Source organism: Nocardia sp. NPDC003269, assembly GCF_042888005.1.
In the GTDB taxonomy this organism is placed as follows: Bacteria; Actinomycetota; Actinomycetes; order Mycobacteriales; family Mycobacteriaceae; genus Nocardia.
In genome coordinates this window covers 1,068,986-1,082,900 of the sequence record NZ_JBIAPA010000002.1, presented here as the reverse complement: position 1 = coordinate 1,082,900, position 13,915 = coordinate 1,068,986, and the positions used below count along the sequence as shown (strand labels likewise).

The following is a 13,915-nucleotide window of genomic DNA, read 5'->3' as shown; positions in this document are numbered from 1 at the left end:
GATGAGCCTCGACACCCTAGCGGCCGATCCGGCTGCCGGTGGGTGTTTTTCGCCGTCTTCCCTGCTCGGTGGTGACATCACGACCTTCCTTGCGCGCCGTCAGATATGACGTCACACTGATGTCATGGATCTGAACGCTCATACCGCGCGGCTGCGCGAGGAACTGATCGCCGCCGCGGCCCTCGGCGACGAGAAAACGCAGGCCACCGCCGCCGCACTGGCCGCGGCGGTGGAGAGTTCGAGCAGGCTCGTGCTGCTGTCGGCGCTGTCGGAGCTGGCCGCGGAGATCAGCGCCGAACTCGGCGACCGCACCGTGCACGTCCGCCTCGACGGCACCGAGGCGGTGGCCGACGTGCGCAAGAACACGCCGTCGGGCTCCGACGATCAGCCGACCTTCGAGGAGATGACCGGCGACATCAGCCGCGTCACCCTGCGCCTGGTCGAACAGCTCAAGTCCAAGGCCGAGGAGGCGGCGGCGCAGAACGGGCAGTCGCTGAACTCCTGGCTCTCGGGCGCGGTCACCAACACCCTGCGCGATCAGATGCGCGGCCAGGGCCCGAAGGGCTGGTAGCCGGTCACAGCAGCGGGGCGAGGTCGCCCCGCTCGCCGATGACGACCTCGTCGAGTTCGAGCCAGTCGGCCATCTCCCGCAGCGCGCCGCGCAGCGCGTGCGCGGTCTCGGCCGTCGCGTAGCCCGGCTCGGCGAACGCGCCGGGCGCGAGCAGCCTGCCGCTGCCCCGCTCGGCGCGCAGGTCGACGCGGCCGACCAGGACACCGTCGAGCAGGAACGGGAAGACGTAATAGCCATGCACCCGTTGAGGTTCGGGCGTGTAGATCTCGATGCGGTAGTGGAAGTCGAAGATCCGCTGGGTGCGCGGGCGGAAGAAGATCAGCGGGTCGAACGGGCACAGCAGGGCGGCGCCGGTGATCCGGCGCGGGGTGCTCGCCTCCGGGTGCAGGTAGGCGGGCGCGTCCCAGCCGGCGACCTCGACCGGGAGCAGTTCGCCCGCGTCGACGAGAGCGGCGATCGCGGGGGCGCTCTGGCGCCGGTTCAGGCGGTAGTAGTCGCGCAGGTCGGTCTCGGTGCCGATGCCCAGCGCCCGGCTGGAGCGGCGCAGCAGTTCGCGCACGGCGTCGTCCTCGCCGATCTCGCGGTCGAGGACGTCGGCCGGGACGACGCGTTCGGTCAGGTCGTACAGGCGGGTGAATCCGGCCCGGCGCGCGATGGACAGTTCCCCCGCGGCGAAGAGCTGTTCGCACACCATCTTGGTGTCGCTGAGATTCCACCAGGTGCCCTTGGGGCGGGGTTTGTCCAGCTCCAGGTGGCGTTCGATCTCGCCCGCGCTGGACGCGCCGACCTCGGTGACGACATCGAGGATGTCCTTGCCCAGGGTCGGATTCCGCTCGACGACCTTGCGCATCCCCGACCAGCGCCCGTGCCGGTACTCGGCCATCCGCCAGCGCAGCAGCGGCCAATCCGCGACCGGGATCAGCGCCGCCTCGTGCGCCCAGTACTCGACCAGGCCGCGGCGGGCGCGCGGGCTGTCGCTCCACGCCGCCTGCTCGAGCAGGCCGCGGTCGTAGGGACCGATCCGGCTGAACACCGGCGCGTAGTGCGCCCGGACCACCGCCGACACCGAATCCAGTTGCAGCAGACGGGTTCTGGCGACGACATCGAGGACGGCCCGCCGGTTCGGGTTGGCCGGGCGACGTTTGCCGAAACCCTGCGCGGCCAGCGCGATCCGCCGGGCCGTCGCCGCATTCATCCGCTGCATTCCCTCAGCCTGGCACAGGGGTACGACAGATCGGCGCGGCTCAGGTGGAGACCCGCACGACCCCCGCGGTGTCGATCTCGGTGCGCCGGTCGCCGGTCGCGGCGGCGGCCAGCACGGTGGCCACCCAGCGCCGCCCGATCGGCAGCACCCGCACGGTGACCGTGCCCTCCTGCGCGGCGTCGAGCGCCTCGATGGCGGCGTCGATCACGTTGTGGCGCACCCAGGTCGGCACGCCGCGGAAGCCGCCGTCGTCGAGCAGGGTCACCTCGACGCCGCGCGCCCTGGCACCGCGCGCGGCGGCACTGAGCTGTTCGGTGACCAGTTCGGGAGCCCGCAGTCCGTCGCGCAGTTCGGCTTCGAGCAGCCGGCACTGTTCGCGCTCGCCGTCGGTGAGATGGGCGCCCTCGGCGATGCGCGCGAGGATCGGCCGGGCGCGCAGCTCGAGCCGGGTCAGCTGCCGGTCGCGTTCGGCGCTGGCCGCGGCCAGCGCCGCCTCGGTCGCCGCGCGCCGGTTGGCCTGGCCGCGCAACTCGCGCAGCGAGCGCTGGGTGGGCCGCACGATCGCCATGAACACCGTCACCACGCCGACGGTGGCGACCGGGGTCAGCGCCCGCACCACCGTCTCCGGATGCCAGGAGGTGAACACGCCCATGGTGACGAGCACGGTCGCCGCGGCGGCGACGCCGAGCCAGGCCGACAGGATCCGCCCGCGCAGCACCAGCATGGCCAGCAGATACGAGGTCGGGTAGGCGGTCCACAGCTGGTGCGAGAAGCCGGTGGGGTTCTCGATCCACGGCACCGTCAGCGCCATCGCGGCCGGTCCGGCACAGGCGACGTAGGCGGTGGCGGGCCACGGCAGCGGATCCACCGGGAAGACCAGCACCACCAGCGCGGCGACGGCCATCAGCACCAGCGCGACGGCGGCCGGGATCGGCGGGACGATGTCGAAGTTCACCCGCAGGTACATGACGATGGTGGCCTCGAAGATCACCACGAACAGCCAGGCCATGCCGTCGCTGAGGCCGAACAGGTCCCGCATGCCGAACGGCAGGTCGCGCTCAGCCATGACTGCCCCACACCAGGGTCACCACGGTGCCCGCGCCGGGCGCGGACTCGACGAAGGCCGCCCCGCCGGGCAGGGTACGCATCCGGCCCAGGATGCTGCCCGCGATGCCCATCCGGTCGGCGGGCACCCGGGCCGGGTCGAAGCCGGCGCCGTCGTCGGAGAGCACCACCTTGATGCCGCCGGTCGCCACGGTGACGGTCACGTCGCGCCGCACCCGCCTGCCCGCGACGTCCGCGTGACGCACGCTGTTGCGCACGGCCTCGCTCAGCGCCGCGCCCAGCACCTGCGCCGATTCCAGCGGCAGGCACAGATCCGCGCCGCGGCGCGCCGCCTGGACCGGGATGTCGGCGTCGACCTCGCGGACCGCGGCCCGCAGGAACTCCACCGCGGCGGCCGCGTCGAGATGATCGAGTTCCGGTGCGCTGCGCGCCTGTTCGAGCTGTTCGAGGGTGCGGGTCGCCTGGGCGGACAGGGCCGCGGTGGAGCCGGCCGTGCGGGAGGCCTCCAGCAGGGTCGACAGCACCGCGTCGTGGATGAGCGCGGCGAAGCGGGCGGCCTCGCGTTCGCGGGCCGCCGTCGCCGCGACCGTCGCCGCCCGCGAGCGCTGCCGGACCGCCTCCTTGTCGACCCGTTCGGCGGCGGTGCGCGCGTAGACCACGCACCACAGGAACAGCGCGGCCACACCCAGTGCCCTGGTGACGTCGCCGAACAGCGCCCACGCCGTACTGTCCGGCACCACCGCGGCGTTGGACGCGCTCGTCGCCACCGCGAGCACCGCCGCGAAGCACGACGCCGTGCGGACCGACCAGGCCAGCCCGCCGGCCATCACCCCGAGGACCAGCCCGCGGTACGGCCACGACGCGAACGACCCGACGGTCACCACGGAGTACACCAGCGGCGTCGTCACCGTCGCCACCAGATAGCAGATCGCGGCCGCCGCGGCGACCCGGCGGATCGCGGTGACCGGCCCGCGCGCCGACACCACGGCCAGCGGCGCGAAGAACAGATACGCGGCCACCAGATGCACCTCGGGCCACACCGAGCGGTTGACCGGCTGGATCAGCACAGCGGGCAGTTCGAGGGCCATCACGATGATCGCGCCGACGCCGATCACCACGCCGAGCCGACGCAGGATCTGGTCGGTCGCCGCCCGGGAGAGCTCGGTGTCCACCGCGACGGGCCCGGCTGCCGGGCGGACCGCGGTGGTGGTCACGGGCGCTGCTGACGTTCCGGCACGGGCAGCCAGCCGTCCTCGACGGCCCGTTTGTACAGGTCGGTCTTGGTGGGGGCGGGCCTGCCCGCGTCGGCGTACTTCTGCCGGATGCGGCCGAGATAGTCGTTGACGGTCTGCTCGGACAGGCCGGTCAGCCGGGCCACCCGCGACGCCTTCTCCCCCGAGGCGTACAGCATGAGCACTTCTTCCTGGCGCGGGCTGAGGCCGACGTCGGACAGCTGCGGGTCACCGTCGATCGCCGCGGCCCAGTCGGTGGTGACGACCTGTTCCCCGGAGGCGGCCCGGCGCACCGCGGCGACCACGGTCGCCACGCTCTCGGACTTGCGCAGCACCCCGAGCACGCCCGCCTTGGCCGCCGACCGCACCAGGAACGCGTTGTCGGCGCCGGTGAACACCAGCACCTCGATGCCGCGTTCGCGCAGCGTGGTGACGTTGTCCTCGGGGGTCGAGCCGTCGGGCAGGCGCAGGTCGAGCACGACCAGATCCAGGGCGTCGTCGGCGGCGAGCAGCCCGGCCACGGTGTCGGCGGTGGCGACGAGGTCCAGATCGGGTTCGGGCCCGAGCATGGCCGCCAGCCCGATCGCGACGGACTCGTGGTCCTCGACCAGCCCGATCCGCCGTACCGCCGGAGTCTGCTGCAACTCGCTCACCGACCACTCCCCATCCTCGAACACCCTTCGCGGCCAGCCCGCGACCCGTCGGTGTCGAGTTCTACCGCATCCGGCGCCCGCGTGTCAGCCCACCAGAATTCGGGGCCGCGGCGATTCGCCCCGGTCGACCCGCTCAGACGGTCCGGCGACGCCGCGTCCATCGTCGCGGCGCCGGCGCCGCGACGATGCCGTGGGTCAGCAGGCTTTCCGCGGTGTCGAGCACCGATTGCCGGACGGGCAGGAAGGTGAGTCCGAGCTCGGCTCTCGCCTTCTCCGCGCTGACCCGCTCCCTCGCACCGAGCGCGGGGACCACGCGCTTGACGGTGTCGTCGGTCAGCGCGGCGAGCTTCACCAGCCAGTGGGGCAGCGTGCGCGACGGCACGGTGAAACCGCGCGGGCCGAATTCCGCGGCGAGGATGCCCGCCATCTCCCGCATCCAGACGTGCTCTCCCCCGCAGATGTAGCGCTGCCCGCCCGCCTCGGGGGTCTCCAGGGCGAGGCGATGGGCGCGCGCGAGATCGCGGACGTCGACGGTGGACCATCCCACATCGAGCGACCCCGGCACCGTGCGGCCGAGCAGCCGGATCAGCGGCTCGTGGGAGATGTTGGTCTGCGGGTGCAGCAGCGGTCCCAGGATCATCGGCGGGTGCAGGGTGACCAGATCGAACCCGAGCGACGGCGCCCCGTCGACGAACTCGCGCGCGGCGCGCTCGGCGAGCGCCTTGCTCCTGTCGTACCCGGTGAGCCGGTCGGGGTTCGAGAAGTCCCGTTCGGTGAACACCTTGTCCACGTCGTGGCCCAGGTTGACGGTCACGATCGACGAGGTGAGCACGACCCGGCGCACGGTCGGGATCGCGGCGGCAGCCCGCAGCACCCGCAGGGTGCCCTCGACGGCGGCCTCGACCATGGCCTGCTCGGATTCCTCGCCGCCGCCGGGGATCGGCGAGGCCACGTGCAGCACGTAGTCGCAGTCCTTCACCGCGACATCCCAGCCGTCGTCGGCGGTCAGGTCCGCCTGCACGAACTCCACCGCGCCGCCGAGCCGGTCGGCGAGCTCCACCAGATGCGCGCGCCGGCCGACCGCGTCGAGATCCCGCACGGTCGCCCTGACCTGATAGCCGTGCTCGAGCAACTCCCGGACACAGTGCCCGGCGACGAATCCCGTCGCACCGGTCACCAAGACGATCGCCATGGCCGATTCCCTTGCAGCTCAGAGGGATTCGCCCCCCACCCCGTTGTTTCGAGGCGGAGTCTACTGTTCGCGACCGTGCTGCGCGCGGTGGCTCACTCCATCAGCTGCGCGGCGACCGTGGCCCCGAGATTCCAGCAGGCTTCGAGGTCGGGCTTGGCCGGTGCGCCCGAGACCACCACGTAGTCGGCGGCTTTCACCCAGCCGAGCCCGGTGGTGATGGCGGTGACGCCCTTCTCCGCGCCTTCGGTGCCCTCGTTGCCGTGGACGTAGAGCCCGAACGGACGCCCCCGGGTCGAATCGAGGCACGGGTAGTAGACGGTGTCGAAGGCGTGCTTGAGCGCGCCGCTCATGTAGCCGAGATTGGCCGGGGTGCCGAGCAGGTAGCCGTCGGCCTCGAGCACGTCGACCGCGGTGACGGCCAGGGCGGCCCGGCGCACCACCTCCACGCCCTCGATCTCGGGATCGGTGGCGCCGGACACGACCGCTTCGAACATCGCCTGCGTGTGCGGCGACGGGGTGTGGTGCACGAGCAGCAACCTGGCCACGGTCTAGTCCTCGCGTTCCAGTTTCTCCAGGGCGACCGCGCGGCGCATGGTCTCGCGGGCCCTGGTGCGGTCGCCCGCGTAGTCGTAGGCGCGGGCCAGCCGATAGGAGGAGCGCCAGTTGTCCGGATCGGCTTCCCATTCGGCCTTGATCCGCTCGAACAGCGCGTCGGCGGCGTCGCGCTCGATGCGGCCGGAGGGTCGGCGCGGCAGCTCCGAGGTGTCGACCTCGAGGCCCTCCTCGTCGATCCGGCGGGCCAGGCGCTGGTGCGCGAACGCCGCCTGCAGGGTCGCCCCCACGATCCACACGCCGACGATCGGCAGCAGCAGCATGCCGATGCCGATCGCGATCCCCGCGAACCCGCCGTCGGCGATGTAGGCGATGGCCAGTCCGCCGAGGCGGATGAAGTAGTAGACCAGCGCCAGCACCAGGAACGCCACCAGCGCGACGATCTTCACGACCTGACGGTCGGGTCGCCACGCGGCGGGTTCGGACGCGTTCACAGATCCAGGAACGGGTCGAGTCCGACCGTCAGACCCGGACGTCCGGCGATCTCGCGCACCCCCAGCAGCACGCCCGGCGCGAAGGAGTTGCGGTCGATGGAATCGTGGCGGATGGTCAGCGTCTCGCCCTGGGTGCCGAACAGCACCTCCTGGTGCGCGACCAGCCCGGCCAGCCGCACCGAATGCACCCGCACCCCGTCGACGTCGGCGCCGCGGGCGCCCTCGAGCTCGGTGGTGGTGGCATCGGGGCTCAGGCCGACGCCCGCCTCGGCGCGGGCCGCGGCGATCAGCCCGGCGGTGCGGTAGGCGGTGCCCGAGGGCGCGTCGGCCTTGTTCGGGTGGTGCAGCTCGATGACCTCGACCGACTCGAAGAACCGCGCCGCCTGCTCGGCGAACCGCATCGACAGCACCGCGCCGATCGCGAAGTTCGGCGCGATCAGCACGCCGACCTCGGGCCGCTGGGCCAGCTGACCCCGCACCTCGGCCAGGCGGACCTCGTCGAAGCCGGTGGTGCCGACGACCGCGTGGATCCCGTTCTCGATCAGGAACTTCAGGTTGCCCATCACCACATCGGGATGGGTGAAATCGACGACCACCTGGGTACCGGTCTCGGTGAACGTCTCCAGCGCGTCACCCTTGTCGACCTGGGCGACCAGCTCCAGATCGGCCGCCGCCTCCACGGCCGCGCAGATGGCCTGTCCGACCTTGCCACGTGCTCCGAGCACTCCGACCCGAATGGTCACCCGTATCTCCTCGTGTCTCGCTTCGCCCTTACCGGCAAGCCTATCGAGCAGCGACGGGTGACCCGGCGCCGAGGTCAGTCGAACACGATCACCTGGCGCAGCGCCGCGCCCGCCGCGAGCTCGTCCATCGCCGCGTTGACCTGGTCGAGCCCGATCCGGGCCGACACCAGCCGTTCCAGCGGGAGCGTGCCCGCGCGCCAGCGGCGGACGTATTCGGGGATGTCGCGCTCGGGCACGGCCGAGCCGAGGTAGCTGCCGACGATGGTGCGGCCCTGCGCGACGAGCGCCAGCGGCGAGATGGTCGCGGTGGCGTCGGGGGCGGGCAGGCCGACCGTCACCGTGACGCCACCGGCCGCCGTGGCGGCGACGGCGGTCTCGAAGGCGCGCACATTGCCCGCGGCCTCGACGACCACCTCCGCCTGGACCCCCTGCTCGGCGATCTCCCCCGGCGTGAATGCGGCGGTCGCTCCGAATTCCTTTGCCAGCGCCAGCTTTTCGGGCACGGTGTCGACGGCGATCACCTCACCGAGACCGAGCGAGACGGCGACGAGCACCGCAGCCATGCCGACGCCGCCGAGCCCGACGACCATGATCCGATCGTCCTTGCCCGGCTTCGCGGCATTGAGCAGCGCGCCGCCGCCGGTGAGCACCGCGCAGCCGAGCACCGCGGCGACCTCCGGCGGCACGTCCGCGTCGACCGGGACCACCGACCGCCGGTCGACAACGGCGTGCGTGGCGAATCCGGACACGCCCAGGTGGTGGTGCACCTCGGCGCCGTCGCGGCGCAGCCTGCGGCCACCGCCGAGCAGTTCACCGGCGTTGTTGGCGACACTGCCCGGCGCGCACGGGGTGCGGCCGTTGCTCGCGCAGCCGGCGCACTCGCCGCAGCGCGGCAGGAACGTCATCACGACCCGCTGCCCCACCGCCACATCGGTGACGCCGTCGCCGACCGCCTCGATCAGGCCCGCCGCCTCGTGCCCGAGCAGCATCGGCACCGGCCGCACCCGGTTGCCGTCGACCACCGACAGGTCGGAGTGGCACAGCCCCGCCGCCTCGATCCGGACGAGCAGTTCCCCGGGGCCCGGCGCGGCCAGCTCGAGCTCGCACACGGTGATCGGCCGCGACTCGGCGAACGGCGCGGGCGCGGCGATGCGTTCCAGGACGGCTCCACGAATCCTCATGTGCGCGACGCTACCCCGCGCGACGATTGCACGATCCGGGATCGGTGGCTAATCTCGTTCGCGGTGATGGTGCTCCTGTCGGCCGCCTCGTACCGTGCCCAGGGTCGGCGCCATCACGAACAAGGAGAAATCCACTGTCAGTGCAGTTCAATCACACCATTGTCGGATGTCACGATAATCGGGAAACCGCCGAATTCTGGGCGGATCTCCTCGGGTTGGACGTAGGGAAAGAGTGGGGGCCGTTCATTCCGGTCCCCGTCGCCAATGGCGTCACCTTCGATTTCGCGAAGGTGCCTCCGCATGTTTCCGAAATCCAGCCGCAGCATTACGCATTCCTCGTCTCGGAATCCGAATTCGATGCTGCCTACGCCAAGATCCAGCGCTACCAGATGGATCATTGGGCCGACCCGATGCAACACGGGGTCAACGAGATCAATCACAACGACGGTGGCCGCGGGGTCTATTTCCTCGACCCCAACGGCCACTTCATGGAGTTGATCACCGTGCCGTACGGCGGCTGGCCCGCCTAGTGCGCACGCGCTGCTCGGGTTCCGCGGAGCCCGAGCAGCGCGGCCAGCACGCAGGCCACCGAGACCAGCACGATGAACCATGGGAAGACGGTCGACAGGCCCCAGGTGGTGGCCGCCCAGCCCGCGGCCAGGGTCGGCAGCGCCATCGCGGAGTAGGCCAGCAGGTAGTAGGCCGACATGGTCTCGCCCCGGCGGTGCGGCGGAACGACTTCCGACAGATGCCGCAGCGAACCACCGAAGCCGAGGCCGAAGGTCGCGCCGAGCACCAGCCCGGCCACGATGACGACGGCGGGCTGCTTGGTGGCCAGCGCCGGGATGGTGGCCAGCAGCGCGGCGGCCATGCCGAGATCACCGATGACGGCGGCGCGGCGCGCCGGAATCCGCGACGCGAACAGCTGCGCCAGCGCGGCGGCGAGCGCGGTGCTCGCCACGACGACGCCACCGAAGACCAGGTTGTGCACGCCGGTCTCCGCCGCGGCCAGCGAGGGGTACAGCGACAGCAGCACGCCCAGCACCGACCAGGCCGCCATCACGCCGATCGCGGAGAACCAGAAATCGGCCCTGATCTCGTGCGGCACCGCCGGTTTCGCGATCGTGATGCGTGACTTGACCCGCGCGGTGTGCGGCTCGCGCACGGCCAGGATGCCCGCGCCCGCGACCAGGCAGACCGCCGCGATGACGACGTAGGGCGTGCGCAGCGGTGACGGCGCGTACTGCGCGAGGACCGCGGTGCCCAGCACCGCGACCGCGATCCCGACATTGAACGCCACCCCGCTGAGCTGGCCCGACCGCGCGCCGTGCGTCGGCCGCAGATCGAGCAGGGCCGCGGCGCCCGCCACGACGGTCGCGCCGACCGCGGCGCCGTGCAAGGCCCTGGCCAGCAACAGCATCGGCACGGAATCGGCGAGCAGGAACACCACCAGGCCGAGGATCATCGTCGCGAAGGCGGCCACCATGACCGGCTTGCGGCCGACCACATCGGAGATCCGGCCCGAGACCAGCACCGCGCCGAGCGCGGCCACCGCGTACACGGCGAAGACCATGGTCGTGGTGAGCGGCGAGAAGTGCCACTCGGTCTGATAGATGCCGTAGAGCGGCGCGGGCGCGCCGGAGACACCGAGCGCCACCGCGCTGGCGGCGAGGACGAGTCCGTACGCCCACCGCTTCCCCGACTCGACCGGAGCGATCGTCGTCGCCACCATGGCAGCCCCTATCAGCAGAGTTTGATCACCATCGAACGACGTCGACCCTACGCCTAGTATGATGAGTATCAAACCCCCGAGTGAGGTAGATCATGACACAGGCTAACGGTCTCCCCCCGGCGCCGACCCTGCCGGTCGCCGGGCTCCCCACTGTCCTGAGCGCCTTGCACGATCCGGTCCGCCTCGAGATGGTTCGCCGCATGGCCAACGCGGGCGCCCCGGTGCGCTGCTCGGCGCTCTACGACGCGATCAACAAATCCACCGCGACCCACCACTTCAAGATCCTGCGCGAGGCGGGCCTGATCGAGCGCCTGACCATCGACGGCCAGACCTATCAGCGCCTGCGCGCCGAGGCCGTGGAGGACGCGGTCCCCGGCCTGCTGCCCGCCGTCGTGGCCGCCGCCAACCAGGCGGCGCCGGACTGAGGTCCTACGGCTGGTCCGCCCGGGACTCGAGCGCCCCGGGCGGCGGGGAACCGGCGGGCATCATCACCAGTTCGTGCCCGCGCACCTCGCCGCCGGCGATCTCGCCGCCACCCCACCACACGGCGGCACCGGCCGCGACCAGCAGGGCCAGGACCGTCGCCACGATCAGGGGGACGCGGCGATAGCCCGCCCGGTCCCGTGCCATCGCGAGGACGCCCTCGAGCACGACGGTGCCCAGCACGATGCCGAGGACCGCGAGCAGCACGCCGAATGTCACCGGCTGCCGCGCCCATCCGCGTCCCAGCCCGGCGATGACGAGCAGCGGCACGCCGAGCAGCGCCGAGCCGACCGGCATTCCCAGCGCGAAGTCGAAGCCGTCCTCGGCCTCGGGATCGTCGCGTCCCGGCCGCTGCCAGGCGGTGAACAGCAGCAGATGACCGACCGCCGCCCCGAGCGCGCCGAGCACCACGCACCACCCGCCCAGCCGGACGAGTTCGACGTACTGCGACCGCAGGGCGACCGCGCCGATATCGGCGACCACGCCGGCACCGCCGACCGAGACCAGGGCGAACAGCGGCCGGGGCCGCAGCACCCTGGCCCGCAGATACCCGGCGGGCAGCTGCCTGCGGAGCTTGCGGAACACCCCGAACCAGGCCAGCGGCAACGCGGCGAACAGCACCGGCGACAGCACGCGCAACCCGCTCGCGGGAACCCACATCGTGGCGAAGGCGAGGCCCGCCGCGAACACCCAGACCCAGGTGGCCAATCGCATCAGCGCCCGCCAGTGCACCTCGGCGAGCAGCCTGCGGGCCGTGGGATCGGTGGGCGTGCGCGCGAGGAGCCCGCGCAGGATGGCCACGGCCCCGGCCCGGCCATCGACGCCTTGGAACTCCAGTCTGGCCTGCAGGTTCAGCAGGTCGGTATGCGTCGGGTCGACGGCGAGCCCGGCCGCCACGTGTCTGCGGACCGCGTCCTGGTCGGTGAGCCGCTGGTAGATCTCGGCCGCCGCGCAGTGGACATCGGCGTCGTCGGGCGCGAGCTCGACCGCTTCGGCCAGCACGGCCCGTGCCCGCGCCGGGTCGGGTTCGGGGCCGTAGGCGAGCAGCCAGGCCAGCATCAGCAGCGTCGGCGCGCTGTGCGGACTCAGCCGCACCGCGGTCTCGAGATGGCGCAGGGCGCTGCGCGGATCGTCGAGGTGCACCGCGGCCATCCCGACCACCAGGTGGGCGTCGGGATGGTCGGGATCGGCGACGATCGCCTGCCCCGCCCACCGCGACGCCTCGGCGGGCTCGTCGCGGTCGAGCGCGATATTCCCCAGTGCCACCAGCACTTCCGGATCGTCGGGCGCGGTCGCCAGCGCCGTGCCGAGGATCCGCCGCGCTTCCTCGATCCGGCCGAGTTCCCTGGCCACCCGTGCGCGTTCGATCGCCGCCTGTACCGGCACGGCCTCTCCCCTCCCCTGTGCGGTCTTCCGCGTGCAGACTACCGCCGGGGCGCGGGCTCAGCGATCGACGAGTTTGCGGACCGCGGCGGGCAGGTCGCGGGTGCGCTGGTAGGGGCCAGCGATCGCCGCGCCGTAGGGGCGGGCGAGCAGGGTCCGGGCGATGGCGCTGACCTCGTCGGTGGTGACGGCATCGATGCGGGCCAGGGTGGCCGAGACGCTGCGGTGGTTGCCGTAGCTGAGTTCGCTGCGGCCGATCCGGTTCATCCGGGAGGCGGAGTCCTCGAGCCCGAGGACCAGGCCGCCGCGCAACGAGCCCTTGGCGCGAGCGCATTCGGCGTCGGTGACGCCGTTGGTGGCCACGTCGACGAGCACGTCGCGCGCCAATGTCGTGACCTGGGCGAGGTTTTCGGGCTGGCAGCCGAGATAGACCGAGAACGCGCCGGTGTCGGCGAAGGTGTCGACACTCGAGTACACCGAGTACGCCAGGCCGCGTTCCTCCCGGATGCGCTGGAACAGCCGGGAACTCAGGCCACCGCCGACGATGGTGTTGAGCACCGACAGCGGCCAGCGCTGCTGGCCTTCGTGCCTGCCGAAAGCGCGCACGCCGAAGACCAGGTGGGTCTGTTCGCTGTCGCGGTTGATCCGGACCAGGCTGGGCGCGGTCTGCGCGCGGAACCTGCCCTCGCGGCGCGGGGCCGGGTCGGCGGCGGCGTCCAGGCGCGGCCCGAACGCGCGGTGCACCAGTTCGACGGTGCGGTCGTGGTCGACATTGCCCGCCACCGCGACGACCATCCGGTCCGGCCGGTACCGGCGCTGATGGAACCCGCGCAGCTGCGCGGCCCGCATGCCCTCGATGGACTCGACGGTGCCGATCACCGGCCTACCGATCGGGTGGTCGCCGAACAGCGCGGTCAGGAAGGAGTCGGCGACCAGGTCCTCGGGGTCGTCGTCGCGCATGGCGATCTCCTCGAGCACCACCTGCCGTTCCACGTCGACGTCGACGGACCGGCACAGCCCGTTGAGCACCACGTCGGAGACCAGTTCCACGGCCAGCGGCAGGTCCTCGTCGATGACGTGGGCGTAGTAGCAGGTCTGTTCCTTGGCGGTGAACGCGTTGAGCTCGCCGCCGACGGCGTCCATCGTCTGGGCGATGTCGAGCGCCGAGCGGGTGGGCGTCGCCTTGAACAGCAGGTGTTCGAGGAAGTGCGCCGCGCCCGCGACGGTGGGACCTTCGTCGCGCGAGCCGACGCCGACCCACACCCCGATGGAGGCCGAGCGCACGCCGGGCACGTGCTCGGTCACCACGCGCAGCCCGCCGGGGAGCACGGTGCGGCGCACACCACCGGTGGTGGAGACGTCGTCAGCGGTTTCGGTACTCGACTCGGTCAACTGTGGCTTCGTCACCCGATCCCACCGGACGGCTGTAC

At 72.0% G+C, this 13,915-nt stretch carries 15 protein-coding genes; 3 read left to right on the top strand and 12 right to left on the bottom strand.

Annotated features, from left to right (window positions below; genetic code table 11):
- Positions 1 to 124 precede the first annotated feature (124 nt).
- Positions 125 to 571: a toxin-antitoxin system HicB family antitoxin gene (locus ACFYWJ_RS15315; protein ID WP_355277756.1), complete on the top strand. Its 447-nt coding sequence runs from the start codon at positions 125 to 127 to the stop codon at positions 569 to 571.
- A gap of 4 nt (positions 572 to 575) precedes the next feature.
- Here ACFYWJ_RS15315 and ACFYWJ_RS15310 read toward each other — a convergent pair whose 3' ends face one another.
- The 9 genes from ACFYWJ_RS15310 to ACFYWJ_RS15270 all read right to left on the bottom strand — a co-directional run bounded on the left by ACFYWJ_RS15310 (position 576) and on the right by ACFYWJ_RS15270 (position 8,887).
- Positions 576 to 1,775: a DNA glycosylase AlkZ-like family protein gene (locus ACFYWJ_RS15310; protein WP_355277759.1), complete on the bottom strand. Its 1,200-nt coding sequence runs from the start codon at positions 1,773 to 1,775 to the stop codon at positions 576 to 578.
- Positions 1,776 to 1,815: 40 nt separating this feature from the next.
- Positions 1,816 to 2,841, bottom strand: a complete 1,026-nt coding sequence (locus ACFYWJ_RS15305) for a hypothetical protein (protein ID WP_355277761.1) — start codon at positions 2,839 to 2,841, stop codon at positions 1,816 to 1,818.
- On the bottom strand, positions 2,834 to 4,054 hold the full coding sequence (locus ACFYWJ_RS15300) for an ATP-binding protein (protein WP_355277763.1): 1,221 nt from the start codon (positions 4,052 to 4,054) through the stop codon (positions 2,834 to 2,836). The genes ACFYWJ_RS15305 and ACFYWJ_RS15300 overlap by 8 nt, the downstream gene beginning before the upstream one ends.
- Entirely contained in the window at positions 4,051 to 4,725 is a 675-nt protein-coding gene (locus tag ACFYWJ_RS15295) for a response regulator transcription factor (RefSeq protein WP_355277765.1), read from the bottom strand. Before ACFYWJ_RS15295 ends, ACFYWJ_RS15300 begins: the two co-directional genes overlap by 4 nt.
- Before the next feature lie 133 nt (positions 4,726 to 4,858).
- Positions 4,859 to 5,917, bottom strand: coding sequence for an NAD-dependent epimerase/dehydratase family protein (locus tag ACFYWJ_RS15290; protein WP_355277768.1), 1,059 nt, complete (start codon positions 5,915 to 5,917; stop codon positions 4,859 to 4,861).
- Between the two features lie 92 nt (positions 5,918 to 6,009).
- Complete coding sequence (locus tag ACFYWJ_RS15285) at positions 6,010 to 6,462, bottom strand: NAD(P)H-dependent oxidoreductase (RefSeq protein WP_355277769.1); 453 nt, start codon at positions 6,460 to 6,462, stop codon at positions 6,010 to 6,012.
- Positions 6,463 to 6,465: 3 nt separating this feature from the next.
- Positions 6,466 to 6,918, bottom strand: coding sequence for a hypothetical protein (locus ACFYWJ_RS15280; RefSeq protein ID WP_387162737.1), 453 nt, complete (start codon positions 6,916 to 6,918; stop codon positions 6,466 to 6,468).
- 41 nt (positions 6,919 to 6,959) lie between these two features.
- On the bottom strand, positions 6,960 to 7,706 hold the full coding sequence (dapB, locus tag ACFYWJ_RS15275) for a 4-hydroxy-tetrahydrodipicolinate reductase (protein ID WP_218717779.1): 747 nt from the start codon (positions 7,704 to 7,706) through the stop codon (positions 6,960 to 6,962).
- Between the two features lie 74 nt (positions 7,707 to 7,780).
- Complete coding sequence (locus ACFYWJ_RS15270) at positions 7,781 to 8,887, bottom strand: alcohol dehydrogenase catalytic domain-containing protein (protein WP_355277773.1); 1,107 nt, start codon at positions 8,885 to 8,887, stop codon at positions 7,781 to 7,783.
- Between the two features lie 134 nt (positions 8,888 to 9,021).
- Here ACFYWJ_RS15270 and ACFYWJ_RS15265 point away from each other — a divergent pair, with 134 nt between their 5' ends.
- Positions 9,022 to 9,417 carry a VOC family protein gene (locus tag ACFYWJ_RS15265; RefSeq protein ID WP_355277861.1) on the top strand — a complete coding sequence of 132 codons (396 nt, stop codon included), beginning with the start codon at positions 9,022 to 9,024 and terminating at the stop codon, positions 9,415 to 9,417.
- Here ACFYWJ_RS15265 and ACFYWJ_RS15260 read toward each other — a convergent pair.
- Positions 9,414 to 10,619, bottom strand: a complete 1,206-nt coding sequence (locus ACFYWJ_RS15260) for an MFS transporter (protein ID WP_355277775.1) — start codon at positions 10,617 to 10,619, stop codon at positions 9,414 to 9,416. The two genes, ACFYWJ_RS15265 and ACFYWJ_RS15260, sit on opposite strands and share 4 nt — an antisense overlap.
- A gap of 92 nt (positions 10,620 to 10,711) precedes the next feature.
- On the opposite strand from ACFYWJ_RS15260, the gene ACFYWJ_RS15255 reads away from it, so the two are divergent.
- Positions 10,712 to 11,044, top strand: coding sequence for a helix-turn-helix domain-containing protein (locus ACFYWJ_RS15255; protein WP_355277778.1), 333 nt, complete (start codon positions 10,712 to 10,714; stop codon positions 11,042 to 11,044).
- A 4-nt stretch (positions 11,045 to 11,048) separates the two neighbouring features.
- Here ACFYWJ_RS15255 and ACFYWJ_RS15250 read toward each other — a convergent pair whose 3' ends face one another.
- Positions 11,049 to 12,488, bottom strand: a complete 1,440-nt coding sequence (locus ACFYWJ_RS15250) for a tetratricopeptide repeat protein (RefSeq protein WP_355277780.1) — start codon at positions 12,486 to 12,488, stop codon at positions 11,049 to 11,051.
- Positions 12,489 to 12,545: 57 nt separating this feature from the next.
- Positions 12,546 to 13,877 carry a pitrilysin family protein gene (locus ACFYWJ_RS15245; RefSeq protein WP_355277782.1) on the bottom strand — a complete coding sequence of 444 codons (1,332 nt, stop codon included), beginning with the start codon at positions 13,875 to 13,877 and terminating at the stop codon, positions 12,546 to 12,548.
- Positions 13,878 to 13,915: the final 38 nt, after the last annotated feature.

Excerpts from the sequence above, each read along its gene's own strand:
- ACFYWJ_RS15315 (WP_355277756.1), top strand. The coding sequence starts at position 125 with ATGGATCTGAACGCTCATACCGCGCGGCTGCGCGAGGAACTGATCGCC.
- ACFYWJ_RS15310 (WP_355277759.1), bottom strand. The coding sequence starts at position 1,775 with ATGCAGCGGATGAATGCGGCGACGGCCCGGCGGATCGCGCTGGCCGCG.
- ACFYWJ_RS15305 (WP_355277761.1), bottom strand. The coding sequence starts at position 2,841 with ATGGCTGAGCGCGACCTGCCGTTCGGCATGCGGGACCTGTTCGGCCTC.
- ACFYWJ_RS15290 (WP_355277768.1), bottom strand. The coding sequence starts at position 5,917 with ATGGCGATCGTCTTGGTGACCGGTGCGACGGGATTCGTCGCCGGGCAC.
- ACFYWJ_RS15270 (WP_355277773.1), bottom strand. The coding sequence starts at position 8,887 with ATGAGGATTCGTGGAGCCGTCCTGGAACGCATCGCCGCGCCCGCGCCG.
- ACFYWJ_RS15260 (WP_355277775.1), bottom strand. The coding sequence starts at position 10,619 with ATGGTGGCGACGACGATCGCTCCGGTCGAGTCGGGGAAGCGGTGGGCG.
- ACFYWJ_RS15255 (WP_355277778.1), top strand. The coding sequence starts at position 10,712 with ATGACACAGGCTAACGGTCTCCCCCCGGCGCCGACCCTGCCGGTCGCC.